The sequence below is a fragment of the Nocardioides korecus genome, from assembly GCF_054778395.1.
Genome location: NZ_BAAGZO010000001.1, coordinates 441,372 through 466,076, shown reverse-complemented (window position 1 = coordinate 466,076; position 24,705 = coordinate 441,372). Strand labels below are relative to the sequence as shown.

General features: G+C 74.3%; 26 protein-coding genes. 19 read left to right on the top strand and 7 right to left on the bottom strand.

The features are described from left to right. Nucleotides 1-82: 82 nt before the first annotated feature. Nucleotides 83-913 carry an IclR family transcriptional regulator domain-containing protein gene (locus ACYVDA_RS02175; protein WP_460814530.1) on the bottom strand — a complete coding sequence of 277 codons (831 nt, stop codon included), beginning with the start codon at nucleotides 911-913 and terminating at the stop codon, nucleotides 83-85. Nucleotides 914-957: 44 nt separating this feature from the next. Further along, complete coding sequence (locus ACYVDA_RS02170) at nucleotides 958-2,445, bottom strand: amidohydrolase family protein (RefSeq protein ID WP_460814527.1); 1,488 nt, start codon at nucleotides 2,443-2,445, stop codon at nucleotides 958-960. Nucleotides 2,446-2,648: 203 nt separating this feature from the next. Here ACYVDA_RS02170 and ACYVDA_RS02165 point away from each other — a divergent pair, with 203 nt between their 5' ends. The 6 genes from ACYVDA_RS02165 to ACYVDA_RS02140 all read left to right on the top strand — a co-directional run bounded on the left by ACYVDA_RS02165 (nucleotide 2,649) and on the right by ACYVDA_RS02140 (nucleotide 8,174). After that, a complete protein-coding gene (locus tag ACYVDA_RS02165; protein ID WP_460814523.1) occupies nucleotides 2,649-3,851 on the top strand; it encodes a CaiB/BaiF CoA transferase family protein in 1,203 nt (400 codons plus the stop codon). Further along, entirely contained in the window at nucleotides 3,848-4,660 is an 813-nt protein-coding gene (locus ACYVDA_RS02160) for a citryl-CoA lyase (RefSeq protein WP_460814520.1), read from the top strand. Before ACYVDA_RS02165 ends, ACYVDA_RS02160 begins: the two co-directional genes overlap by 4 nt. A 54-nt stretch (nucleotides 4,661-4,714) precedes the next feature. Next, nucleotides 4,715-5,578 carry a DODA-type extradiol aromatic ring-opening family dioxygenase gene (locus ACYVDA_RS02155; protein ID WP_460814518.1) on the top strand — a complete coding sequence of 288 codons (864 nt, stop codon included), beginning with the start codon at nucleotides 4,715-4,717 and terminating at the stop codon, nucleotides 5,576-5,578. Further along, nucleotides 5,575-5,934: a hypothetical protein gene (locus tag ACYVDA_RS02150; RefSeq protein WP_460814516.1), complete on the top strand. Its 360-nt coding sequence runs from the start codon at nucleotides 5,575-5,577 to the stop codon at nucleotides 5,932-5,934. The genes ACYVDA_RS02155 and ACYVDA_RS02150 overlap by 4 nt, the downstream gene beginning before the upstream one ends. A 1-nt stretch (nucleotide 5,935) precedes the next feature. Beyond that, on the top strand, nucleotides 5,936-6,925 hold the full coding sequence (locus ACYVDA_RS02145) for a zinc-binding dehydrogenase (protein WP_460814514.1): 990 nt from the start codon (nucleotides 5,936-5,938) through the stop codon (nucleotides 6,923-6,925). Nucleotides 6,926-7,154: 229 nt separating this feature from the next. Beyond that, a complete protein-coding gene (locus ACYVDA_RS02140; RefSeq protein WP_460814511.1) occupies nucleotides 7,155-8,174 on the top strand; it encodes a zinc-binding alcohol dehydrogenase family protein in 1,020 nt (339 codons plus the stop codon). Between the two features lie 46 nt (nucleotides 8,175-8,220). Here the strand turns inward: ACYVDA_RS02140 and ACYVDA_RS02135 are convergent, their stop codons facing one another. Further along, complete coding sequence (locus ACYVDA_RS02135; protein WP_460814509.1) at nucleotides 8,221-8,670, bottom strand: YybH family protein; 450 nt, start codon at nucleotides 8,668-8,670, stop codon at nucleotides 8,221-8,223. 77 nt (nucleotides 8,671-8,747) lie between these two features. Continuing rightward, nucleotides 8,748-9,641 carry a hemerythrin domain-containing protein gene (locus ACYVDA_RS02130; protein WP_460814507.1) on the bottom strand — a complete coding sequence of 298 codons (894 nt, stop codon included), beginning with the start codon at nucleotides 9,639-9,641 and terminating at the stop codon, nucleotides 8,748-8,750. Between the two features lie 105 nt (nucleotides 9,642-9,746). Between ACYVDA_RS02130 and ACYVDA_RS02125 the strand changes: the two genes are divergently transcribed. Continuing rightward, nucleotides 9,747-10,817 (top strand): helix-turn-helix transcriptional regulator, encoded by a 1,071-nt coding sequence (locus ACYVDA_RS02125; protein WP_460814505.1) that lies wholly within the window; start codon nucleotides 9,747-9,749, stop codon nucleotides 10,815-10,817. Between the two features lie 9 nt (nucleotides 10,818-10,826). Here ACYVDA_RS02125 and ACYVDA_RS02120 read toward each other — a convergent pair whose 3' ends face one another. After that, on the bottom strand, nucleotides 10,827-12,011 hold the full coding sequence (locus tag ACYVDA_RS02120) for a PAS domain-containing sensor histidine kinase (protein WP_460814503.1): 1,185 nt from the start codon (nucleotides 12,009-12,011) through the stop codon (nucleotides 10,827-10,829). 325 nt (nucleotides 12,012-12,336) lie between these two features. Between ACYVDA_RS02120 and ACYVDA_RS02115 the strand changes: the two genes are divergently transcribed. From ACYVDA_RS02115 to ACYVDA_RS02080, 8 genes are read left to right on the top strand one after another with little or no spacing between them, the layout of a single operon-like run. Continuing rightward, nucleotides 12,337-13,032 (top strand): DedA family protein, encoded by a 696-nt coding sequence (locus ACYVDA_RS02115; protein WP_460814501.1) that lies wholly within the window; start codon nucleotides 12,337-12,339, stop codon nucleotides 13,030-13,032. Between the two features lie 21 nt (nucleotides 13,033-13,053). Continuing rightward, nucleotides 13,054-14,025, top strand: a complete 972-nt coding sequence (locus tag ACYVDA_RS02110) for an SDR family NAD(P)-dependent oxidoreductase (protein WP_460814499.1) — start codon at nucleotides 13,054-13,056, stop codon at nucleotides 14,023-14,025. Nucleotides 14,026-14,035: 10 nt separating this feature from the next. Beyond that, nucleotides 14,036-14,860, top strand: coding sequence for a siderophore-interacting protein (locus tag ACYVDA_RS02105; RefSeq protein WP_460814497.1), 825 nt, complete (start codon nucleotides 14,036-14,038; stop codon nucleotides 14,858-14,860). Further along, nucleotides 14,857-16,011, top strand: coding sequence for an epoxide hydrolase family protein (locus ACYVDA_RS02100; protein ID WP_460814495.1), 1,155 nt, complete (start codon nucleotides 14,857-14,859; stop codon nucleotides 16,009-16,011). The genes ACYVDA_RS02105 and ACYVDA_RS02100 overlap by 4 nt, the downstream gene beginning before the upstream one ends. Nucleotides 16,012-16,060: 49 nt before the next feature. Then, nucleotides 16,061-16,543 carry an SRPBCC family protein gene (locus tag ACYVDA_RS02095; RefSeq protein ID WP_460814492.1) on the top strand — a complete coding sequence of 161 codons (483 nt, stop codon included), beginning with the start codon at nucleotides 16,061-16,063 and terminating at the stop codon, nucleotides 16,541-16,543. Nucleotides 16,544-16,593: 50 nt separating this feature from the next. Next, nucleotides 16,594-17,622 carry an iron-containing redox enzyme family protein gene (locus ACYVDA_RS02090; protein WP_460814489.1) on the top strand — a complete coding sequence of 343 codons (1,029 nt, stop codon included), beginning with the start codon at nucleotides 16,594-16,596 and terminating at the stop codon, nucleotides 17,620-17,622. Then, complete coding sequence (locus ACYVDA_RS02085; RefSeq protein WP_460814487.1) at nucleotides 17,619-17,834, top strand: CDGSH iron-sulfur domain-containing protein; 216 nt, start codon at nucleotides 17,619-17,621, stop codon at nucleotides 17,832-17,834. The genes ACYVDA_RS02090 and ACYVDA_RS02085 overlap by 4 nt, the downstream gene beginning before the upstream one ends. Next, a complete protein-coding gene (locus tag ACYVDA_RS02080; protein ID WP_460814484.1) occupies nucleotides 17,789-18,502 on the top strand; it encodes a class I SAM-dependent methyltransferase in 714 nt (237 codons plus the stop codon). The genes ACYVDA_RS02085 and ACYVDA_RS02080 overlap by 46 nt, the downstream gene beginning before the upstream one ends. Nucleotides 18,503-18,598: 96 nt before the next feature. On the opposite strand, the gene ACYVDA_RS02075 is transcribed toward ACYVDA_RS02080, so the two are convergent. Beyond that, on the bottom strand, nucleotides 18,599-18,907 hold the full coding sequence (locus ACYVDA_RS02075; RefSeq protein ID WP_460814481.1) for a hypothetical protein: 309 nt from the start codon (nucleotides 18,905-18,907) through the stop codon (nucleotides 18,599-18,601). Nucleotides 18,908-19,271: 364 nt separating this feature from the next. Here ACYVDA_RS02075 and ACYVDA_RS02070 point away from each other — a divergent pair, with 364 nt between their 5' ends. From ACYVDA_RS02070 to ACYVDA_RS02055, 4 genes are all read left to right on the top strand, one after another. Next, nucleotides 19,272-20,744 (top strand): ferredoxin reductase family protein, encoded by a 1,473-nt coding sequence (locus ACYVDA_RS02070; protein WP_460814478.1) that lies wholly within the window; start codon nucleotides 19,272-19,274, stop codon nucleotides 20,742-20,744. A 4-nt stretch (nucleotides 20,745-20,748) separates the two neighbouring features. Beyond that, nucleotides 20,749-21,279: an FMN-binding protein gene (locus ACYVDA_RS02065; RefSeq protein ID WP_460814476.1), complete on the top strand. Its 531-nt coding sequence runs from the start codon at nucleotides 20,749-20,751 to the stop codon at nucleotides 21,277-21,279. Nucleotides 21,280-21,350: 71 nt separating this feature from the next. Beyond that, a complete protein-coding gene (locus tag ACYVDA_RS02060; RefSeq protein WP_460814473.1) occupies nucleotides 21,351-22,067 on the top strand; it encodes an FAD:protein FMN transferase in 717 nt (238 codons plus the stop codon). Between the two features lie 148 nt (nucleotides 22,068-22,215). After that, nucleotides 22,216-23,742 (top strand): flavin-containing monooxygenase, encoded by a 1,527-nt coding sequence (locus tag ACYVDA_RS02055; protein ID WP_460814470.1) that lies wholly within the window; start codon nucleotides 22,216-22,218, stop codon nucleotides 23,740-23,742. Between the two features lie 4 nt (nucleotides 23,743-23,746). Here ACYVDA_RS02055 and ACYVDA_RS02050 read toward each other — a convergent pair whose 3' ends face one another. Continuing rightward, a complete protein-coding gene (locus tag ACYVDA_RS02050) occupies nucleotides 23,747-24,661 on the bottom strand; it encodes a phosphatase PAP2 family protein (protein WP_460814468.1) in 915 nt (304 codons plus the stop codon). Between the last annotated feature and the right edge of the window lie 44 nt (nucleotides 24,662-24,705).

Genomic DNA, 24,705 nt, shown 5'->3' with positions numbered 1-24,705 from the left:
CAAGGTCACCGATCGGCCGACAAGGTGGCCGGTCTCGACGTACGCCGGGGCCCGTCGTACGCCGGCCGGCCCGCTCCGTCGATCAGGCCGAGGAGGCCTGGCCGGGCGAGGCGGACCCGACGTCGACGTGCGGACGGGACTGCCAGCGCGACCAGTCCAGGCTGACGTCGCCGGCCGTGCGCAGCAGCTGCGGCAGGTGGTCGTCGAGCAGGGTCCGGGTGGTCGTCTCGGCGGCGTGGACGGTCACGTTCATGGCGGCCTGGACCAGCCCGCGTCCGTCGCGCACCGGCACGGCGACCGATCGGACGCCCGGTGCCAGCTCCTCGTCGGCCAGCGCCCAGCCGCGGGCGCGCACCTCCCGCAGCTCCTCGTGCAGCTCCTCGGCGCTGCGCCCGATGTAGGGCGGCAGGCCGGAGCGGCTGGGCAGGGCCAGGACCGCGTCGAGGCGCTCCGGGTCCAGCGCCGCCAGCAGCACCTTGCCCTGGGACGTCTGCGGAGCGGGGAAGCGGGTGCCGATCTCCACCCGCAGGGTGATGATCTTGGGCACCGAGACGCGGGAGACGTAGACGATGTCGGACCCGTCGAGCTGGGCCATCGACGACGACTCACCGGTACGCCGCACCAGCGCCTCGAGGTGCGGCCGGGCGACCTCCCACAGACCGAGCGCGCCGACGTAGCTCATCCCCAGCTCCAGCGTGCGCGGGGTCAGCTCGAAGCGGCCCTCGGAGCCGCGGACGTAGCCCAGCTCCTGCAGCGTCAGCAGCAGCCGGCGTGCGGTGGGTCGGGCGAGGTCGGTGGCGGCGGCGACCTCGGTCAGGGTCATCGCCCGGTGCGCTGCGTCGAAGGCGCACAGCACGTCCAGCCCGCGGGCGAGCGCCTCCACGAAGTCCGGACCCTGTCCGCGTCCTGCCACCACTGCCTCCTCGTCGTCCGCGCCTGGTCGGCGTCCGGGCGAGCCTACGAGTCCGTGCGGGTGCCCGAGCCGGGCTCCCCGAACACGCTGCCGCGGGCGCCGTGCGTGGCTTGGGACTTGTAGTCGGTGTACTGGTAGGGGTTGTCGAGGACCTCGTCGCCCTCGGGCAGCTCCGGGTTCATCCCGGCGGCCCACACCTCCTCGCCCATGGAGGAGCGCAGGTGCTCGACGGTCGCGTCGACCTCGGCGCGCACGGCGGCGGCGTCGTACCCCACGAGCACGCCGTCGGACTTCACCACGCGACCGTCGACCAGCACGGTGTGGACGTCCCCGCGCTGGGCCTGGAAGGCCACGTGGCCGTAGGGGTTGAGCAGCGGGAACGAGACCGGAGAGCGGTCGTTGCGGAGCAGCACCACGTCGGCCTTCTGGCCCGCGACCAGCGAGCCGAGGTCGTCTCGGCCCAGGGCGCGCGCCCCACCACGGGTGGCCCAGTCGACGACCTGCTCGGCCCGGAGGTGCACGTTGGTGACCGTGTCGCCCTGGGCGTGGGCCTCCAGGTGCTCGCGAGACCGGTCGGCGCCCAGGGTCGTGCGCATCGCCGAGAACAGGTCGCTGCTCCACCACACGCTGGTGTCCATCGAGAGCGAGACGTCGATGCCGTGGCGGCGCAGCTGCCAGGTGGGGGGGTACCCCTGACCGGCGCTCTGCTCCGACTCGGTCGACACCGACGCGGACCCGCCCGAGGCCGCGATCCGGTGGTAGGAGTCGGTGCTCAGGGTCGCGGCGTGCACGTAGACGGTCTCGGGTGTCATGAAGCCGTGGTCGTGCATCAGCCGGATCCCGTCGTCGTTGGTGGCGCCCCACACCCCGGCGTGGGTGGTGACCGGGAGACCGAGCTCGCGGGCCACCTCGAAGGCGGCTCTCTCGGGGAAGGCCGGGTCACCGGTGACGTCGAAGGCCAGCTGCAGGCCGAGGGTGTCGCTGCCGCGGTGGCGCTCCAGGAACGCCCGGACGGCCGGGTCGGTCGCCCACTCCCAGGGGCCGGCCTGGATGTTGCCGTAGGCCAGCACGAACCGGGCCGGCACCGAGCCCAGCGCCTCGACGGCCGCCTCGGCGTGGTCGACGGTCTGGAGCCCGTGGGACCAGTCGACCGTGGTCGTCACGCCGGCCTCGATCGCGTCCCAGGCCGAGAGCCGGTTGCCGGCGGCGACGTCCTCGGGGCGGAAGGCCTTGCCGTGCTCGAGGTAGTACCAGACGAAGTACTGCGTCAGGGTCCAGTCGGCGCCGTAGCCGCGCATCGCGGTCTGCCACATGTGCCGGTGGGTGTCGATCATGCCCGGCATCACGATCCCGCCCGTGGCGTCGATCTCGTGCGTCCCCTCCGGCACGTCCAGCCGTACGCCGACCTCGGCGATCCGGTCGCCGACGACCAGCACGTCGGCACCCTCCAGGACGGTGTGCTGGTCGTCCATGGTCATCACGGTGCCGCCCCGCAGGACGACGGGCTGACCTTCGACGGGGACGGTGCTCATGGGCTCTCCTGATCATCACGGACGTTCGTCCGGTGGGCGGACATGTTTCCTACCCTGCTGGTGAGACCGGTCACACGTCAAGGGCCGTGTGCGCCGCAGTCCCCGCTCTTGACACCGCTCGGCCGCCTGGCGAGACTGACGGACCGACCCGCCTCCACGCCGGACATGCGTCCGCCTGGTGAGGTGCCACCCGAGAGGCCTCGATGACCCTGCCCACCGGGGAGACCCCGCGCCCGTCCTCCAGCGGTCCGCTCGCCGGCCTGCTCGTCGCCGACTTCTCCCGGATCCTCGCCGGCCCCTACGCCACGATGCTGCTGGCCGACCTGGGGGCGGAGGTCGTCAAGGTGGAGGGACCGGCCGGCGACGACACCCGCACCTGGACGCCGCCGGTGCGCGACGGCGTGGCGACGTACTTCCTCGGGGTCAACCGCAACAAGCGCTCGATCGCCCTCGACCTCAAGGACGCCGAGGACAACGCCGCCGCGCGCGAGCTGGCCCGGCGAGCGGACGTCGTGATCGAGAACTTCCGGCCCGGGGGCCTGACCCGCTTCGGCCTGGACTTCGACACCGTCGCGGCGACCAACCCCGGTGTCGTCTACGCCTCCATCAGCGGGTTCGGCAGCAGCGAGGAGGGGTCCAAGCTCCCCGGCTACGACCTGATCGTGCAGGCGATCTCGGGGCTGATGAGCCTGACCGGCTCACCCGACGGGGAGCCCTTCCGCGCGGGCATCTCGATCTTCGACGTGATGGCCGGGATGCACGCCAGCATCGGCATCCTCGCCGCCCTGCACGACCGTGCCGAGACGGGACGGGGCCAGCACGTCGAGGTCAACCTGCTGTCCTCGGCGCTGTCGGGGATGGTCAACCAGAGCAGCGCGTTCGTGGCCGGCGGCGTGGTCCCCCACCGGATGGGCAACAGCCACCCCAGCCTGTTCCCCTACGAACCGCTCCCGTGCGCCGACCGCGACCTGATCGTCACCGCCGGCAACAACGGGCAGTTCCGCAAGCTGGTGCAGGTGCTCGGCGTGCCGGAGCTGGCCGACGACCCCCGCTTCGCCCGCAACGAGGAGCGCACCGTCAACCGCGACCTGCTCCGCCCGCTGCTGGTGGAGCGGCTGCGCACCCGCACCGCGATGGAGTGGTTCGAGGACATCATCGGCGCCGGCGTCCCCTGCGGCCCGATCAACTCCCTCGACGGCGGGGTCGCCTTCGCCGAGAAGGTCGGCCTGGATCCCGTGGTGGAGGTCGGCGACGGTGACCGGGCCGTGCCCTCGGTGCGCAACCCGATCCGGTTCTCCCGGACCTCCCCCGACTACCGGCGGCCACCGCCGGTGCTGGACGAGCACGGCGAGGAGATCCGCGCCTGGCTCGCGACCCCCACCACCGAGCAGGAGGACCCCCGATGAGCCACGAGATCGACGGCCTGGAGTTCCCCACCTCGCTGGGGACCTCCACCCCCGAGAGCATCGGGCTGCTCGGCCAGGACCTGACCGCCGACCTGATGGGCAAGGTCGGCTTCGGCGAGCTCGCCTTCTGGCTGGTCGCGATGCGCCGTCCCACTGCCGGGGAGACCCGGGTCTTCGAGGCCGTCCTGGTGGCCCTGGCCGACCACGGGTTCACCCCGACCGCGATCGCCGCCCGGGTCACCTACCTCTCCGCCCCCGACTCGCTCCAGGGCGCGATGGCGGCGGGGCTGCTCGGCGGGGGCTCGCGCTTCCTGGGCGTCACCGAGGACTGCGGCGGTTACCTGCACGAGGTGCTCACCCGCCACGAGGCGTCCGGCAGCCCGGTGCCGAGCACCGACGAGGAGTGGGACGCGCTCGCCCTGGAGGCCGTGCGCCGCACCCGCGAGGACAAGCGCTTCGTCCCCGGCCTGGGACACCCGGTGCACAAGCAGGGCGACCCGCGCACGCCGGTGCTGATCGGGATCGCCGAGGAGGAGGGACTGCGCGGCCCCCACCTCCGGCTGTTCGAGGCGATCGGTCGCACCCACGCCGAGGTCCTGGGACGGCAGCTGCCGCTCAACGGGGCCGGCGTCTGCGGGGCCGCGCTCGCCGACCTCGGCCTGCCCGTGGAGCTGCTCCGCGGCTTCGCCCTGCTCGCCCGCGCCGCCGGTCTGCTCGGTCAGCTCGCCGAGGAGCGCCGACGCCCGATCGCGAGCGACATCTACCTCACCGTCGACCGCAACGCGACGTACGTCGACCCCGACGCCTGACCCTCCCGCCCCCGCCCTGCCCGCACCCCCGACCCGTCCCTGGAAGGAGCCGACGTGGCCACCGTCTGCGCCGTGATCGCCTCGACGCACCACCCGTTCTACTACCGCGCCAGCACGGCGACCGGGTCCGACCGACCTCCGTTCGCCGACGAGTGGGTCGCCAAGATCGAGGCGTTCCGCGAGACCCTGACCCGGGCCCGGCCCGACGTCCTGGTGATGGTCGGCAGCGACCACTTCCACCAGCTCTGGTTGGACAACATGCCGCAGTTCCTGGTCGGCAAGGCGCCCTTCTTCGACGCCAACTTCTACAACGAGGAGCGCGAGTTCGGCCTCCCGCGGATGAGGTTGGCGGGCCAGGAGGACCTCTCGGCACACATCCTGCGTCACGGCCTGGACGCCGACTTCGACCTGGCGTTCAGCAACGAGCTGCGCATCGACCACAGCATCACGTGCCCGATCATCACGCTGCGCCCCGAGGCGGACCTGCCGATCGTGCCGATCTACACCAACATCTTCGCGCCGCCGCTGCCGCAGCCCAAGCGGTTCGTGCAGCTGGGGCGCACCATCCGCCAGCTGGTCGAGTCGTGGCCCCAGGACCTGCGCGTCGCGATCATCGGGACCGGCCACCTCTCCCTCGAGCTCGGCGGACCGCGCCAGTTCGGCGAGCACGGGCCCGACCCCGAGTTCGACCGCCGCGCCGTGGACTGGATCGCCTCCGGCGACATCGAGGGCTGCCTGGCCGAGGTGACGCTGGACAGCCTGCACCTGCCGGGCAACGCCACCCACGGCTTCATGGACTTCATGCTGATGATGGGGGTCGCGGGCGAGGGCGTCCGCGCCGACCACGTCGACAGCCTGGACCTCTTCCACACGATGGAGGCCTACTTCACCTGGTACCCCGAGGGAGCGCTGCTGTGACCAAGTACCTCCTAGACAAGTTCCTCTTCACCGTCGACCGCGACCCCGAGCTGGTCGAGCGCTACCGCGAGGACCCGGTCGGCACCGTCGCGTGGTGGGAGCGCGAGGTGGCCAACCGCCTGCTCTCCTGCACCACGCCCGAGCAGTCGACCTGGCAGGCCTTCACCGAGGAGGAGCGCGCCGCACTGGCCGGGCACGACCACGTGGCGCTGTTCGAGCTGGGGGCGCACCCGTTCCTGACGCTGACGCTGTTCATCGCGCTCTTCGAGCGGGACCACGGACCGCTGGAGTACCAGAAGGCCTACGGCGCCGCCCTCGCGCACCTGTCCCTGCCCTACCCCGACATCGCGACCTGACGTGCGGGCCGCGGTCCTCCTCGAGCCCGGCACGACACCCGAGCTCGGCACCCGACCCGACCCGGTGGTCGGCCCGGGACGGTCCCTGGTGAGGGTCGGTGCCGCCCCGGTGGTGCCCCTCGACGTGCTGTGCGCCTCGGGGACGTCGTACTTCGGGCGGCCGGCGACGCCGTACGTGCCCGGGGTGCAGGGGGTCGGTGTCGTCGAGCGCTCCGAGACCGTGCCGGTGGGCGAGCGGGTCTTCTTCGCCACCAGCGCCGGGATGGCGCCCGGCGACGGCGGCCTGGCCGAGCGGTGCGCCGTCCCGGACGAGGACCTGGTCCGACTCCCCGCTGACGCCGACGTCGTCGGGGACGCCGCCCTGGCCGCGCTCGGCCTGTCCTCCGTCGCGGCGTGGGCGAGCCTGGCCTGGCGGGCGCGGGTCGGGGCGGGCGACCGGGTCGTGGTGCTCGGCTGCGGCGGTGCGGTCGGACAGGTCGCAGTCGCAGCGGCACGCGCCCTGGGAGCGGCGCGCGTGGTCGGGGTCTGCCGGGGCGAGGAGTCCGCCGCCCGGGCCCGGACCGCCGGCGCCGACGCGGTCGTCACGACCGCCGACGCGGGCGGGGACTCCCAGGCGCTGACGGCTGCGCTCCTGGACGCTGCCCAGGGGCCGGTCGACGTCGTCCTGGACCCGGTCTTCGGTCCGGTGGCCGAGGCGGCCCTCGGCGCGATGGCCGACGGTGGACGCCTGGTCAACCTGGGCGGGTCGGCCGGCGACACCGCCACCGTCTCCTCGGCGCTGCTGCGCAGCCGCTCGATCACGCTGATGGGCCACACCAACAACGCGCTCACCCCCGCCCGCCGGGCCGAGGCCCTCACCGCCGTGGTGTCGCTGGCGGCCCAGGGCCTCGCCGCCGTGGCCCACCAGGTCGTCCCCCTCTCGGAGATCGCTACCGCCTGGGTCGAGACCGCCGCCGGCCGGGCTGCCCCGCGGTGGGTGCTGGTGCCCTGACCGGGGGCCGACGTTTCCCCGGCTAACCGGGGATCAGTCGCCTTGTCGGCCGAACGTTCACCCGACAAGGTCACCGATCGGCCGACAAGGTGGCCGGTCTCGACCCTGCTCGCTGGTCCCGGAGGGTGGCTGACGGGCGGCGTACGGCGGGGGCGCGAGGCGTCGGGTGGCCCGGCGTACGGGCGTTTGCTTTGCTGGGCGCCTCACCCCCGCACCAGAGGAGACGCCCGTGCGCGCCATCGGCTACCGAGCCCCCGGAGACGCCAGCCAGCTCGAGGACGTCGAGCTGCCCGACCCGACCCCCGGACCCCGCGACCTGCTGGTCGAGGTGCGCGCGGTGTCGGTCAACCCGGTCGACACCAAGATCATCGGGCGCGAGGGACCGGGTGAGGGCCAGGACGTCAAGGTGCTCGGCTGGGACGTCGCGGGCGTGGTGCGCGAGGTCGGGGCCGAGGTCGAGGGCTTCGCGGCCGGCGACGAGGTCTGGTACGCCGGTTCGCTGGTCCGCCCCGGCGCCAACAGCGAGCTCCACCTGGTCGACGAGCGGATCGCCGCGAGGAAGCCGGGCAGCCTCGACGCCGCCCAGGCCGCGGCGCTCCCGCTGACCACGATCACCGCCTGGGAGCTGCTCTTCGACCGGCTCGGCGTCGCGCGCGACGGCGGCGAGGGTCAGACCCTGCTCGTGGTCGGCGCGGCCGGTGGGGTCGGCTCGATCCTGGTGCAGCTCGCCACCCGCCTGACCCGCCTGCGCGTGGTCGGCACGGCGTCGCGGCCGGAGTCCGAGCAGTGGGTGCGCGAGCTGGGCGCCCACGACGTCGTGGACCACTCCCGCGACCTGGTGCCGCAGCTGCGCGAGCTCGGCCTCGAGCACGTCGAGCTGGTCGCGGCGCTGACGCACACCGACGAGCACTACGAGCAGCTCGTCGAGGCGCTCGCACCGCAGGGGCGCATCGCGGTCATCGACGATCCCGAGGGCGGGTTGAACATCGCGCCGCTGAAGCAGAAGTCGGGCTCGCTGCACTGGGAGTTCATGTTCACCCGCTCGATGTTCGAGACCGACGACATGCACTTCCAGGGCGAGCTGCTCGCCGAGGTCGCCCGGCTGGTCGACGACGGCACCCTGCGCACCACGGTCGCCCCCGACACCGAGCACCGGTCGATCACCGCGGCCCACGTGCGCGAGGCCCACGAGTTCGTCGCCTCCCACCGGGCCGTGGGCAAGGTCGTGCTCGCCGGCTGGGACGACTGACCCCGGACCGTCGCGGCCCGGGGTCGATCCGGTGTCGGGCTCGGCGTCAGTGCGACCCGCCGAACGGGTGGTCCACGACGTACTTCCACGAGCCGTCGCGCTGGCGCCGCACCACCTCCGACGTCACCCCCGCCAGCGGCACGGGGTTGCCCTCGGGGTCGTGACCGCCCGCCATCGAGAACTCCAGGCTGCCCAGGGCGACGTCGCCGGCCAGCAGCCAGAACCGCGGCGTGAACGACAGCGTGCCGCCGAGGCCGAGGAACCCCCGCAGCGCCTCCTCGATCGCCGCGTGACCACGGACGGGCGGTGCGCCCGGGCCGGGCACGAGGACGGCGTCGGTCTCGTACGTCGACATCAACGTCGCGACGTCGCCCGCGTTGAAGGCTGCGCACCAGCGCTGGTTGAGCAGGGTGACGGGGTGCCCCGGCGGCGGGACCACGGGCTTCGAGGCGCGGTCACGGGTCGGGACGGGGACGGGGGTGTGCGTGGTGGACATGGGTCAGGTCTCCTCAGGAAGGTGGGGTCGGGTCGAGCGGAGGTCGCCCGGGCGGCCGGGCGGGGCAGGGCAGGTGGTCAGGGCGTCCGGGTGCCGTGGACCCGGGCCGCGCGCCGGGCGTAGAGCCGCGGGGCGATCCGCGGCACCACCAGGCGCGGCACGGCCGGGGCGGAGGCGAGCATCGCGGTGAGGACCTCGGGGTCGCCCTCGTAGGCGAACATCCCGAAGACCAGCGGCAGGTCCTTCTTCGCCACGCTGGCCGCCCCGGCCTCACCCACGGCGTGCCACTCGGCCGGGGTCAGCCGCTGCGCGACGAGGGGCAGCAGCTGGCGCTCCTCGGCCTCGGTGTGCTCCACCAGCAGCTCCGAGAGCTCCTGGAGCACGTCGGCGAGGTGGTCGCGGTCGGCGGTCGACGCGGTGCGCACCCAGGCGCGCCGAGCGGCCTCGACCACGCCCAGTCCCTGGTCGATGGCGACGTGCTGGGCCTCGGCGAGGTCGAGCAGGTCGACCTCGTCGTCGGTCAGCCGGGGTCGCAGCACCGGCCAGAGCAGCTCGTCCTCGCCCTCGTGGTGGTGGTGGAGCAGCGCGGCGACCAGGCGCAGGTGGCCGTCGACGCGGCGGGCCGAGCGGCGGTCGCCGTCCGGGACGGAGCGGACCGCGGCCGGCAGCAGCCGCAGCTCGCGCAGCATCGCGGTGTGCACGACGAGCATGTCGCGCACGTCGACGCCGCACGGCGCGGACCCGGCTGCGGGGGGCGCACCGGCGTCCGCACCGTCGGCGGCGCAGACCCAGCCGGGTCGGAGGTGGTCCCACCAGCACCGCGAGGAGTGCGCGTGGGTCGAGGTCGGGTCGAGCAGCGGGCGGGAGGCCCGTCCCGACGTGGGGATCGGCGTGGGGGCCGGCGTGGTGGTCGGCGTGGTCGAGGCCGCGGGCTGCGGCTGCTGGGGGAGGTGCTGCGTCCGGGTTTCCATGACCACGAGCCTCGGCCGAGCGGGCGGTCCCGGACCATCCCAGAAACCTGGGGATCTGGCCCGCCACCCTTTCCGACGGACGCCGGTCGGGGTCACGATGGTGCCATGGTGACGACGACCCGCACCCTGGAGGAGCGGTTCCGGCAGCTGCTGCCGCCCGGTGCGGACCGGGTCGCGGTCGCGGAGGCGACGTACGCCGCCCTGGCGCACCACGTCCTCCACACCTTCGCCTGCTTCGCCACCACCGACCCGGCCTCGGGGGTGGTCACCTGGGCCTCCAAGACCCGGTCGCTCGGCGTGGGGGACGAGGAGTTCGCCGCCTCGGAGTACGGCCCGCCCGACGTCAACAAGTTCGAGGACGTCGCCCGACGAAGCCCGGCGGTGGCCGCGCTCTCGCTCGACACCGGGGGCCACCCCGAGACGTGCCGGCGTCACCGGGAGTTCATGGCGCCCCGCTTCGGGTTCACCGACGAGCTGCGCGCGGCCTTCACCAGTCGGGGCGTGTGCTGGGCCGCGCTCGGGATCTACCGCGGCCCCGGCGACCCGCCCTTCGACGCGCGAGACGTCGAGCAGGTCAGCGGCCTGCTCGACAGCGTCGTGGTGGCCGTCCAGCGCAGCCTGTTCGGCGCCACGACCCCGCCGGAGGACGCGTCGGCGGACCCCGACGACCGCCCCGCCGGGGACCCGACGGGCCCCGCCGTCCTGATCGTGGGCGCCGACGACCGGGCCCTGCACCAGACGCTCGCGGCCACCGCAGCCGTCGAGGACCTGGGCGGCCTCGACCACGGCTCGCTGCCGGCGTCCCTGCTGCACGTCGTAGCGACCACCCGCACGCGGGGCGCACCGTTCGAGGCCCGCACCCAGGGCCGCAGCGGCCGGTGGCTGGCGCTGCGCGCCGCGCCCCTGGCCGCCGACGGCCGACCAGGCAGGGAGGTGGTGGTGAGCGTCGAGGCCGTCCCCCGCGGGGAGCTGCGACGGCTGGCCCTGGCGGCGCACGGCTTGACCACCCGCGAGGAGGAGGTCGCGCTGCTCGTGCTCCGGGGCGCGGACACCCGGGAGATCGCCGCGGCCCTGTTCCTGTCCCCGCACACCGTGCAGGACCACCTCAAGAACGTCTTCGCCAAGCTGGGGGTCGGCAGCCGTCGCGAGATGGTCGCCCGGCTCGTCCTGGGGTGAGGACCGGCGCTAGCGGTCGACCGCAGGCCTGAGCGGGACCACCAGCGAGAACGTGCTCCCCACGCCCACCTCGCTCGACACCTGGAGCGAGCCACCCATCAGCGAGGCCAGGTCGCGGCAGATGGCCAGGCCCAGGCCGGCGCCGCCGTGGGTGCGGGTCACCGAGGGATCGACCTGGGTGAACGGCTCGAACAGGGAGTGCACCGCGTTGAGCTCGATGCCGGAGCCGGTGTCGCGCACGTCGAAGCGCAGGACGTCCTGGTCGTGGCGGACGACCAGGCGCACGCTGCCGCGGTCGGTGAACTTCACGGCGTTCTGCAGCAGGTTGGCGAGCACCTGGGAGATCCGGAAGGCGTCGCCCCACCAGCGGTCGGGCACGGTCTCGTCGATCTCCCAGACCAGCTCGAGCCCCCGGTCGGCGGCCTCCTGCGCCAGCGGCGCGACGGTCTCGGCCAGCACGCGGCGCAGGCGCAGCTCCTCCTCGACCAGCTCGAGGCCGGAGCGCTCGAGCTGGGAGAAGTCGAGCAGGTCGCTGACCAGGCGCAGGAGTCGACGGCCCGACCGGTCGATGCTCGAGACGAGGTGGCCGGCCGGGTCCTCCAGACCGAGGTCGTCGAGCATCTCGGTGGCGGCCAGCACGCTGGTCAGCGGCGTGCGCACCTCGTGGCTGATGTTGGCCAGGAACAGCGACTTGGCGGCGTCCGCGCGCTCCGCCGTGCGCCGGGCCGCCTCGAGCTCGCGCCGCAGCCGGTTGGCGTCGGTGACGTCCTCGGCGATGCCGTGCACGCCGACCACCCGGCCGCCGACGACGACCGGGACCGCGGTGATCCGCACGTCGAGGCGTCGGCCGTCGGGGTGGCGGGTGTGGGCGTCGAGCCGGCGCGTGCTGCCCCGGACGACGTCGTCGAAGGCCGCGCGCACCTCGGGCAGGTCCTCGGGGCAGATCACGTCGGCGTACGACATCCGCGTCAGGTCCGACGGGCCGTAACCGCAGAGCTCCCCGGCCGCCGCGTTGGCGTCGGTGCACCGCCCGTCCAGGTCGAGGGAGAACGCCGCGTGCGGGTGGTGGGTGAACAGCGAGCGGTAGCGCTCGGCCCCCTCGTCCGGCAGCGGGTCGGCCGGCCCCGCGTCCCCGGTCGCCACCCGTTCCGGGGCGCGCTGGTCCGGCATCGGCACGTGGTGTGCGTCCTTCACGTCGACCCCCCGGGTAGGTGACCCGCAAATCTGGACCAATCATGCGTTAGGTGTCATACCTCTAACGCGGCAGGGGCCCTCCGGGTCACGCCCCGCCCCGGAGGGCCGCGACCAGGCCTGCGACCAGGCCCGCGACCAGGGCCGTGTGACCCGGGGGACGTCGCGGTCAGGAAGCACCAGCGGCCCGCCGGTGTTGAGCCCCCGTGACCCACAGCCAGACCACAGCCCCGCAGCACCCCGCACCCAGCGGGCGCCCCCAGGCTGAGGCCGTGCCCGCCCGAACCAGCACCTCCACTCCCACCTCCGCCCGTCGCGGGGCCCGGTCGTGACCGACGCCCTCGTGGGCGCCCTCGGCGCCCTGGGTCCGTGGTCCCTCGTGGTGCTCGCCCTCGTCGCCTTCGCCGAGACCGGGCTGCTGGTCGGCTTCCTGATCCCCGGGGACACCGTGGTGCTCACCGCCGGCGTCCTGATCGCCTCGGGCGTGATGGGGGTCCCGGTCGCGGTCGCGCTGGTGGTGGTGGCCCTGTCGGCCGCGTTGGGTGACCAGACGGCGTACCTCGTCGGGCGCCGGTTCGGCCCCCGGGTGCTCTCCCGCGAGGGGTCGCGACTGCTGTCCCCGCGCCACGTCGGCCACGCCCAGCGCTTCTTCGAGCGGCACGGGCCCAAGGCGGTCGTGCTGGCCCGCTTCGTGCCGGTCGCGCGCACGATGACGCCGGTGGTCGCGGGGGTCGGCTCGATGGGGCGGCGCCGCTTCTCGGCGTACAACCTGGTCGGGGCGGTCGCCTGGACCCTGCTGACCCTCGGCGGCGGCTACCTCTTCGGCGGCATCCCCGTGGTCGCCGACCACGTCGGGCTGATCACGCTGCTGATCGCCGGGCTCTCCACCACCCCCGTCCTGTACGCCGTCCTGCGTCGCCGCCTCGCCGGGCCCTCCTCGCCGGACGCGCCCGCGCCTGCCGGTGCCCCGGCCGCGCTGCCCGTGGTCCCCGAGCGCGAGCTCGCCCACTCCTGCCTGTCGTAGCGGAGGGCTAGGTTCGGCCCCATGACCTACGCACGCACCCCGCAGCAGCCCGTCCCGAGCGGTTTCGGCCACGACACCCGCGCCGCCGAGGTGCTCGAGGGCGTCGACCTGACCGGCCGGCTCGCGGTCGTGACCGGGGGCTACTCCGGCATCGGCCTGGAGACCACCCGGGCCCTGGCCGGCGCCGGTGCCCGCGTCGTCGTCCCGGCGCGGCGGCCCGACGTGGCGCGCGAGGCGCTGGAGGGTCTCGAGGGCGTGGAGGTGGAGGAGCTCGACCTCGGCGACCAGGCCTCGATCGCCGCCTTCGCGACGCGCTTCCTGGCCGCGCACGACTCCCTGGACCTGCTGGTGAACAACGCCGGGATCATGGCCTGCCCCGAGACCCGCGTCGGTCCCGGCTGGGAGGCCCAGCTGGGCACCAACCACCTGGGTCACTTCGCGCTCGCGGTCCGCCTGTGGCCGGCACTGGTGGCCTCGAGGAGCGCACGCGTGGTCGCGCTGTCCTCGGCGGGCCACCACCGCGGCGGGATCCGTTGGGAGGACCCGATGTGGACCAGCGACTACGACAAGTGGTCGGCGTACGGCCAGGCGAAGACGGCCAACGCGCTCTTCGCGGTGCACCTCGACCGGCTCGGCGCCGAGCACGGCGTGCGCGCGTTCTCGGTCCACCCCGGCGGGATCCTGACGCCGCTCCAGCGTCACCTGCCGCGCGAGGAGATGGTCGCGCTGGGCTGGATCGACGAGGACGGCCGCGAGATCGGCCAGGGCTTCAAGGACGTCGAGCAGGGCGCCGCGACCACCGTCTGGGCCGCGACGTCCAGCGACCTCGACGGCAAGGGCGGCGTCTACTGCGAGGACTGCGACGTCGCCGTCGACTCCGCGGGCCGCCACCGCGTGGGGGTGGCCGACTGGGCCACCGATCCCGAGCAGGCCGCCCGGCTGTGGACCCTGTCCGAGGAGCTCACCGGGCTCTCGCTGGGCCGCGACCACTAGGTTCGGGACCGTGCACGCCGTCGTCCGGAGGACCTCCCGCCCCGTCCCCCAGCTGGTCCGCGTCGTCCTGGGCGGGGGTGACCTCGACTCCTTCGAGGCGGTCCCGGCGACCGACGCCTACGTCAACCTCGCCTTCCGGCCGGCCGGGGCGGCGTACGCCGAGGTCTTCGACCCCGCCGCCGTCCGGGACGCCGAGCCCGCGGAGACCCGGCCCGTGCGACGCCGCTACACCGTGCGTCACTGGGACCCGGCGACGAGCGAGCTGACCATCGACTTCGTGGTGCACGGCGACACCGGGGTGGCCGGCCCGTGGGCGGCGGCCGCCTCACCGGGCGACGTGCTGGTCTTCTCCGGTCCCAGCGGCGGGTACCGGCCCGACACCGGCACCGACGGGGCTGACGGGGCCGACTGGCACCTCATGGTCGGCGACGAGTCGGCCCTGCCGGCGATCGCGGCCTCGCTGGAGGTCCTGCCCGCCGGCGCCCGGGCGGTGGTGCGGCTGCTGTGCGACGGCCCGGCCGACGAGCTAGCCCTGGACACCGCCGCCGACCTCGACCTGGTCTGGTGCCACCGCGAGACCGGCGAGGACCTGCTGGCCGCGGTCGCTGCGACGACCTTCCCCGAGGGTCGCGTGCACGCGTTCGTCCACGGCGAGGCCGTCGAGGTGCGGGCGCTGCGGGCCCACCTGCTCGGGGAGCGCGGGCTGACCCGGTCCCAGATGTCGTGCTCGCCCTACTGGCGCCGCGACTTCACCGACGAGGCCTGGCGCCGGGTCAAGAAGGCCTTCGTGACCGAGATGGACGCCGACGTCGCGGAGGGGGCCGCGGGCGCATGAGCGAGGACCCCACGGCGCTGGTGCCCTTCACCGTCGACGTGCCGCAGGGCGACCTCGACGACCTCCGGTCGCGGCTGGCCGCCACCCGGTGGCCGGCCGAGTCGCCGGACGCCGACTGGGTGCGGGGCGTGCCCGGCGGCTACCTGCGCGAGCTCGCGGCGTACTGGGAGCACGACTTCGACTGGCGGGCCCAGGAGCGCCGGCTCAACGAGGTCCCCCAGCTCCTCACCACCGTCGACGGCCAGCGGGTGCACCTGCTGCACGCCCGCTCCCCCGAGCCCGACGCGCTCCCACTGGTGATCACCCACGGCTGGCCGGGGTCGGTGGTGGAGTTCCTCGACGTGATCGGGCCGCTGACCGACCCGGCCGCCCACGGCGGCGACGCGCGCGACGCCTTCCACGTGGTGGCCCCCTCCATCCCCGGCTACGCGTTCTCGGGCCCGGTGACCGAGCCGGGGTGGGGTCCCGCCCGCATCGGGGCCGCGTTCGCGACGCTGATGGCCCGGCTGGGCTACGACCGCTACGCCGCGCAGGGCGGCGACTGGGGCTCCACGATCGCCCGCGAGGTCGGCCTGGCCGACCCCGAGCACGTGGTCGGGGTGCACCTGAACATGCTGCTCCAGCGCGGCGTCGACCTGGACCCCGACGACCTCACCGACGACGAGCGGGAGCGCGTGGAGGAGCTGCGCCGGTTCGCCCGCGAGGGATCGGGCTATCGCAGCATCCAGTCCACGCGGCCGCAGACCCTGGCCTACGCGCTGACCGACTCCCCCGTCGGCCAGCTGGCCTGGATCGTGGAGAAGTTCCGCGAGTGGACCGACAACGACGGCCTCCCCGAGGACGCCGTCGACCGGGACCGGCTGCTGACCGACGTCTCGATCTACTGGTTCACCCGCACCGCGGGGTCCTCCGCGCAGCTCTACCTCGAGGCCCGGAAGGCGGGCCACGGGTCGGTCCCGCGGCCCTCCACGGTGCCGACCGGGGTGGCGGTCTTCCCCCACGACATCGCCCGCCCGATCCGACGCGTGGCCGAGCAGACCGACCGGGTCGTGCACTGGACCGAGATGCCCCGGGGCGGTCACTTCGCCGCCCTCGAGGAGCCCGACCTGCTGGTCGAGGACGTGCGCGCCATGTTCCGGTCGCTGCGCTGAGCCCTCGGCGTACGCCCGCCGGAGGGGGACCTGCGGCACACTCGGCCCCATGAGCGAGCACCACCTGTCCCACTCGATCCTGGTCGACGCGACCCCCGAGGCGGTCTACGACCTGGTCACCGACGTCGCCCGCACGGGCGAGTGGAGCCCGGTGTGCCGGGCCGCGTGGTGGGAGGAGGGCCAGGGTCCGCGCGCGGGCGCCTGGTTCGGCGGCCGCAACGAGATCCCGGGCCGCACCTGGGAGACCCGCTCCCAGGTCGTGGTGGCCGAGCGCGGACGGGAGTTCCGCTGGCAGGTCGAGGGGAGGTACGTCGTGTGGGCCTACCTGATGCGTGCCGTGGGCGAGCCCGGCGCGGTGCGGACCGAGCTCACCGAGACCTGGGACCTCAACGAGGCGACCGAGCAGCGGTTCGCCGACACCTACGGCGACCGAGCCGAGGAGCTCCTGGAGCAGCGCCGCCAGGAGGCCCGCGTCGGGATCCCGGCCACGCTGACCACCCTCAAGGGTGTTCTGGAGGGCTCCACCGACTGACCGCCACGGCGGTGGGTACGCCTGGAGCAGTCCCCTCACCGGAGGTCCCCATGCGTCTTCCCCGCCCGCGCGGCCCGCTCAGCGCCGCGGTCCTCACCGCCCTGTCCGAGGGCGTCGCACCCGTCGCGACCCCGTCCTGCGCCGACGCCGACGTCCTCACCGACGGCGACCAGCAGCTCGCGCTGTGGGTCCTCTACGAGCTCTCCTACCGCGGCTTCGACGGCGTCGACCCCGACCGCGAGTGGGACACCGACCTGATCGGCGTGCGTCGCGCGATCGAGGCCCGCTTCGAGGCCGCCCTCCGTCGGGCGACCGCGCCCGTGCTCGCCGGGCTCGACGCCGACGCCGACGTCGCCGACCTGCTGCTCGCCCTGCCCGCGGCCGCCGACGGCCCGTCGCCGGCCGCCCACCTGCACCGGCACGCCGACGTCGCGGTGCTGCGCGACTTCCTGCGCGAGCGCAGCGTGCAGCAGCTCAAGGAGTCCGACCCGCAGGCCTTCGTGCTGCCGCGGCTGTCCGGCGCGGCGAAGGCCGCCCTGGCCGAGCTGCAGTACGACGAGTTCGGCGGCGGCCGTCCCGAGCGTCTCCACCAGCGGCTGTACGCCGAGGCCCTCGAGGCCGCCGGTCTCGACCCGGCGTACGGCGCCCACATCGACGAGGTCTCGGCCGTCTCGCTCGCCGGCGCCAACGTGATGTCGCTGTTCGCCCTGAACCGTCGCCTGCGCGGCGCGGCCATGGGGCACCTGGCGTTCTTCGAGGCCAGCAGCCCGGTGGGGTCGCGCAAGATCGCGGCCGGGATCGAGCGGCTGGGCCTGCCCGCGGCGGTGTCGGCGTACTTCCACGAGCACGTCGAGGCCGACTCGGTCCACGAGCACGTCGCCGCCCACGACATCTGCGGTGCGCTGGTCGCCGCCGAGCCCGACCTGCGCGACGACGTGCTCCTCGGCGCGGCCGCCTGCCTGCACCTCGACGAGCTGTCGGCGTACGAGCTGGTGGAGCGGTGGACGCGGGAGCCGGCGCGCCCGGCCTCGACCCGCGAGCCGGCCGCCGTGGCCCGGGTGGAGCGGGTGGCGTCGTGAGGATCGTCCCGGAGGCGGGCCGCACCGTCGAGGTCCGGTCCTGCGAGGGCGGACCCGACCTGGTGCGTGGCGCCGCGGCGGTGGTCACCGACGACGGGGTCGAGCACGCCGCGACCCGCCCCGTGGTCGCGATCTGCCGCTGCGACCGGTCCTCCCGAGCGCCGTGGTGCGACAGCACGCACCGCGCCGTCCGGCGTACGGCGTCCCGGTGAGCGGGGTGGTCCACGACGCGAGCGCGCCCGTCGTCGCCGGGGCCACGGCTCCTCGCTCCACCGACTTCGGCGGCCTGACCATCCGGTCCGACGAGCGGCTCCTGGAGCCGCGCGCGTGGACCACGCTGCAGTCGCGGTGGGCGGCCGACCTGCTGGTCGACCTGCCGCCCGGGCCGGTCCTCGAGGTCTGCTCGGGAGCCGGTCAGATCGGGTTGCTGGCCGTGGCCGGATCCGACCGCCGGCTGGTGTGCGTCGACGTCGAGCCCGTCGCCGCGGCGTACACCCTGGTGAACGCGGGCGCCGCCGGCCTCGCCGACCGGGTCGAGACGCGGACCGGCCCGATGCAGGACGTCGTCGTCGAGGGCGAGGAGTTCCCGCTGGTCGTCGCCGACCCGCCGTGGGTGCCGCGCTCGGGGACCGGCCGGTTCCCCGAGGACCCGCTGCTCGCGATCGACGGCGGCGAGGACGGCCTCGAGGTCGCCCGGCTGTGCGTGGACCTGATCGGCCGCCACCTCGCCCCGGGCGGCGTCGCGCTCGTGCAGCTCGGCACGCGCGAGCAGGCCGACCACCTCGGCGCCCTCGCCCGCCCCCTCGGCCTCATCCCCGGCGAGGTCCGCGCCCACGCCGACCGCGGCGTCGTGCTCCGGCTCGACCGCCCCTCCCCCTGACCCGCCGAGGAGGCCCACCTGGTGGCCGGGGGGCTCACCTGGCGCGCGAGGAGGCTCGTCTGGTGGCCGAGGGGGCGCGTCCGGCGGGACGAGCGGTTAGCCCACCGACCGAGGACGACGTACGACGGGTGGTGGCGGCACCGCGAACCGCTCGATCGAGGCCAGCGCCGGGTCGATCCGGGTCACGCGCAGCCGGACCACGCCGGGCTGACCGGGCTCGGGCATGACCTGGGCCTGCAGCTCGACCAGCTCGAGGTCGTGGTCGAGGGCCCGCCAGGTCACGGAGTACCCGAAGTCGCCGACCCCCGTGAGCCTCCACCCGAACCTGGCGACCATCGACGTCAGCGAGGCGACCACCGCGGCGGGCGACGCCTGGATGAGGCTGTCGACGGGGTCGAACTGCACTGAGGGCTCCTGGGTGAACGCGTGTCCTCCTAGTCAACCGCGCCGGTGGTCGCTTCGGGTGGTGACGGCACCGCACCGGCCCACCTTTCCCACCTGCCGGACGACCGGACCAGCCCACTCGCGCACCAGACCAGCCTCCTCGCCGGCCACACGAGCCTCCTCGAGCGCCACACGAGCCTCCTCACGCGCCAGACCAGCCCCCTCACGCGCCAGACCAGCCCCCTCGCGCACCACACGAGCCTCCTCGGCGTTCACAGGAAAGGCACAGGTGGGGCCAACGGATGTGCCAGGCTCCCGCCCGAGGCTGAGGGCTCACCCCGACCCCAGGAGAGCCCGTGACCGTCCCGACCTGCGGCGCCCGACCGTGACCGCGCTCGCGCCCGACGCGCCGACCCGGTCCTCGGCGTACGCCCCTCCGCCCGGTCGGACCACGGACGCGTCCGGACCGGGGCCCTCCCTGCCCGCCCGACGCACCGCACCGCTGGGCCGCACCGCCCGCCTCGACGCCGGGGTGCGACTGGCCTCGATGGCCGGCCTGTGGCTGAGCCTGCTGCTGGTGACCTACTGGTGGGACGCCGACGGCGGCATCCGCGACCTGACCGGCTGGGCCACGGGCCTGGTCTCGGTCGGTCGGCTCAGCGGGCTGGTCGCCTCGGTGCTCCTGCTGGCCCAGGTCCTGCTGATGGCCCGGCTGCCGGTCGTGGAGCGCGCCTTCGGCCAGGACCGGCTGGCCCACGTGCACCGCCTGGTCGGGTTCACCTCGTTCAACCTGATGGTGCTGCACATCGTCACCATCACCTGGGGGTACGCCGCCGGCTCGCTCCTCGCCAGCCCGCGGATGCTGTGGAACCTCACCGTCGACTACCCCGGCATGCTGCTCGCTGCGGCCGGCTCGCTGGCCCTGGTGATGGTCGTGGTCACCAGCGTCAAGGCCGCCCGCCGCAGGCTCCGCTACGAGTCCTGGCACCTGATGCACCTCTACGCCTACCTGGGCGTCGGCCTGGCGCTGCCCCACCAGCTCTGGACGGGCCAGCAGTTCACCGGTTCGGCCACCCGCACGGTGTTCTGGTGGACCGCCTGGGCCGCCACGGCCGCCGCGGTGCTGGTGTGGCGGCTCGGCGTGCCCGTGGTGCGCAACCTGCGCCACCAGCTGCGGGTCGCCGACGTCGTCGACGAGGGCGAGGGCGTCTGGTCGGTCCACGTCACGGGTCGCCGGCTGGACCGCCTGCGGGTCGAGGCCGGGCAGTTCTTCTCCTGGCGCTTCCTGACCGGCCGCGGCTGGTCGCGCGCCAACCCCTACTCGCTGTCCGCCGCCCCCGACGGCCGCACCCTGCGCATCACCGTCCAGGGCGTCGGCGACGGCAGCCAGGCCACCCGCGGCCTGCGGCCGGGCACCCGCGTGCTGGTCGAGGGCCCGCACGGCCGGCTCAGCAGCCGCCCCCGCACCCGCCGCAAGGTCGCGCTGATCGGCGCCGGGGTCGGCACCACCCCGCTGCGCGCCCTCGCCGAGGGACTGGCGTACGACGCGGGCGAGGCCGTCTACCTCGAGCGCTTCACCGACACCCCGCTCTTCGCCGCCGAGATCGACCGGATCGCCCGCGACCGCGGTCTGCAGGTGCTCCGCCTGCCCGGACGCCGACGGGCCGCCGACTCCTGGCTCGGCTCCGGGATGGCGCCCTTCGACGACCTGTCCCACCTCCTGCACTGGGTGCCCGACATCGCCGAGCGCGACGTCTACGTGTGCGGCCCCGAGCCCTGGGGCGACCTGGTCACCGCGACCCTGCGCGCGTGCGGCCTGCCCGACGACCACCTCCATCTCGAGACCTTTGCCTGGTGACCTCGTGAAGCGCATCTCCCTGTGGCTGCTCGCCACCCTCTCCGTCCTCGTGCTCCTCTTCGGCTACAGCACCTCGACCTCCGGCCCCAGCGCGGCGACCAGCGGGTCGTCGTACGAGGCGACGACCGGGTCGAGCGGGTCGTCCTCCGGGTCGACCTCCTCGGGGTCGACCAGTTCCGGCTCCGGCTCGACGAGCTCCGGCTCCACCTCCTCGGGCTCCGCCTCCTCGGGCTCCACGGGCTCGGGGTCGAGCACCGCGTCGAAGACCGTCACCGGCTCCGTCGCCCAGACCCAGTGGGGCCCGGTGCAGGTCACGGTCACGGTGGCGGGCGGCAAGATCACCAGGGTCGACGTACCCGTCTACCCCAGCGGCAACGGCAAGGACGCGGAGATCAACTCCTACGCGCTGCCCGTGCTGACCCAGGAGACGGTGAAGGCCCAGAGCGCCTCGATCGACATGGTCAGCGGCGCGACGGTCACCAGCAACGGCTACCTCGAGTCGCTGCAGAGCGCGCTGGACAAGGCCGGCCTGTGAGCGCGCTCGCGGCACCGCCTGCCCGGAGCTCCGCCGACCGGGCGCACCGCCGTGTCGCCCACGTGATGGGGATGCCGATCAGCCTCGCCGCCCGGGGTCCGTACGCCGCGGGCACCCGCACCGACCTCGCCTGGGAGACCGCCCTGGAGGTGCTGCGCGAGGCCGACCGGGTGTTCTCCACCTGGCGCGCCGACTCGGTGGTGAGCCGGCTCGCGCGCGGCGAGATCACCCTGGCCGACTGCCCGCCCGAGGTCCACGAGGTGCTCGAGCTCGGGGAGCTCGCGCGGGTGGAGTCCGCCGGCGCCTTCGACGTACGCCGACCCGACGCCTCGGGCCGCACCGTGCTCGACCCCAGCGGCGTAGTCAAGGGCTGGGCCGTCCAGCGCGCCGCGGCCACGATCGACCTGCCCGCCACCGACACCTGCCTGTCCGCGGGCGGGGACATGGTCTGCCGCACCCGGGCACCGGGCTCGACCGGCTGGCGCATCGGCATCGAGGACCCGTTCGACCCGAGCCGCATCGTCGCGACCGTGCCCGTGCGCGACGGCGCCGTGGCGACCTCGGGGCTGGCGCACCGCGGCGACCACATCGTCGACCCCCGCACCGGTGCGACGCCGCGCGCGCTGGCCTCGGTGACGGTGGTCGCGGCCGACCTCACCTGGGCCGACATCGACGCCACCGCCGCCTTCGCGCTCGGCGTCGAGGGCCCCGCGTGGCTGCGCGGGCGTCCCGGCCGCACCGGCCTGGTCGTCCACGGCGACGGTCGCCGGGAGCTGTTCGGCGGCTGAGGCCGGCCGCCACACGAGCCTCCTCGGCCGCCAGACCAGCCTCCTCGCGCACCACACGGGCCTCCTCGCGCACCACACGCGCCCCCTCGGCCGTGGCGTGGGGCACACCCCCTGGCCTACCCCAGGGCCTGTTGACTATCGTTCAACAATGACCTCCACCGCTCCTGCCAGCGCCGCGAGCCACGACGGCACCGCCCCCGAGCACCTCGACGTGCTGATCGTCGGAGCGGGCATCTCCGGGATCGGGGTGGCCCGCTACCTCACCGTCGAGCTGCCCGGGACCTCGTTCGCGCTGCTCGAGGCCCGCGAGGCCTCCGGCGGCACGTGGGACCTGTTCCGCTACCCCGGGATCCGGTCGGACTCCGACCTGCACACCTTCGGCTACGAGTTCAAGCCGTGGAAGGACAAGAAGTCGATCGCCTCGGCCGAGCCGATCCTGGACTACCTGCGCGACACCGCGTCGGAGTACGGCATCGACGAGAAGATCCGCTACCACCACCAGGTGCGGTCGGCGGAGTGGTCGAGCGAGACCGCGCGCTGGACCGTCCACGTCGAGCGCGGCGACACGGGCGAGACCACCACGCTGACCTGCTCGTGGATCTTCAGCGCCAGCGGCTACTACCGCTACGACGAGGGCTTCACGCCCCACTTCGAGGGCCGCGAGCGCTTCCAGGGTCCCGTGATCCACCCCCAGCACTGGCCCGAGGACCTCGACTGGGAGGGCAAGAAGGTCGTGGTGATCGGCAGCGGCGCCACCGCGGTGACGCTGGTCCCGGCGATGGCCGAGAAGGCCGAGCTGGTCACGATGCTGCAGCGGACCCCGACGTACATCATGCCGGTGCCCTCGGAGGACCCGCTGGCCAACTGGCTGCCCAAGATCGTCGGCGCCGACCGTGCCTACGCCCTCACCCGGCGCAAGAACATCCTCCAGCAGTCGCTGGTGTGGAAGTTCTGCCAGCGCTTCCCCGGTGCCGCCCGCAAGGTGATCCGCACCGCGAACGCCAAGCGGCTGCCCGAGGGCTTCGACGTCGACACGCACTTCAACCCGCCGTACGACCCCTGGACCCAGCGCCTGTGCGCGGTGCCCGACGGCGACCTCTTCAAGAGCATCCGCGACGGCAAGGCCGACGTCGCGACCGCGCGGATCACGACCTTCACCGAGACCGGCATCGAGCTGGAGGGCGGCGAGCACCTCGACGCCGACATCATCATCACCGCGACCGGGCTCAACCTGCTGCCCTTCGGCGGCCTGCAGATGACCGTCGACGGCAAGGACGTGAACCTGCCCGACCACGTCGCCTTCCGCGGGATGATGCTCAGCGACATCCCGAACTACGCCTACGCCATCGGCTACACGAACTCCTCGTGGACGCTCAAGGTCGGGCTCCTGTGCGAGCACTTCTGCCGGGTCCTGGCCCACATGCAGGAGACCGGCGCCGACATCTGCGTGCCCCACGTCGACGACCCGGACATGCCCCGGCGGCCGTTCCTGGACTTCGCCGCGGGCTACGTGCAGCGCTCGATCGACCTGCTGCCCAAGCAGGGGCCGGACAAGCCGTGGCTGATGTCGATGAGCTACGCCACCGACGTCGAGGTGCTGCGCAAGGGCGACGTCGAGCACCCCGAGCTGCACTTCTCCAAGGCCGGCTCGCTCGACGAGGCCGTCGCCAGCTGACGCCTCAGGAGTCGTACGCCGGGGGGTCCATCAGGTCGAGCACGACCAGCAGCGCCGCGACCACACCCAGGGCCGTGCCCACCACGAGCAGCACCCCGCTGGTCAGGGCCAGCCAGGGGCCGATCGGGCCGGTCAGCAGCGACGACGCGGCGGTGAGCCCGAGCGCCACGATCGCGCCCAGCAGGACGAACCCGAGGCCCATCGCCGTGGGCCAGCGCACCGAGGGGTGCACCCGCGGCGAGGGGTCCTCGGGCATGGTCGGCCGGAGCAGCGCCACGGCCAGCGCGCCGACCGCCGTCCAGCCCCCGACCACGAGCAGGGCGGCGATGGCGTCGGGGGCGCGGTGCCAGCCGGCTGACATGGTGGCGAGCCCGGTGACCGCGCCGTACGCCCCTCCGCCGAGCGCCACCGGCAGCCGGAGCCGACGCGGCACCACCAGCAGGAGCGCCCCGACGGCGGAGAACGCGGCCGTGGTGTGGCCGCTGGGCAGGCTGTTCAGCGTCGCGGGCCCGGCCTCGCTCACCCCGAGGTCGGGACGCTCGAGCAGGTAGCGCTTGAGCACGAAGGTCGTCGCGTTGGCCGCGACCACGACCCCCACGGCCGCGGCACCCTGGACGCGGCGGCCGCGCAGCAGCGCGATCCCGGCCACGACCAGCATCGCCGCCACCAGGGACGCCCCCGAGACCAGGTTGAGCACCCGGTTCACCGAGGTGCTGACCAGCCCGTTGATCCGGATGGCACCCCGGAGCGCCGCGTCGCTGAGCAGCCGACCCTCCAGCGTCCGCACCCCGGCCCAGTAGGTCGCCGCCAGCAGGGCCGCGCACACGAGCGCCACCCCGGCGATCGGGAGCACGCGCCGCCAGAGCAGCCCCGCCTGCGTGCGCGGGCGGGCGTCGTCGGGGGATGCGGGGGTGCTCACCGGGACATCCTTCCCCCTCCTCGGTCGAGGAGCGCCACGCGGTC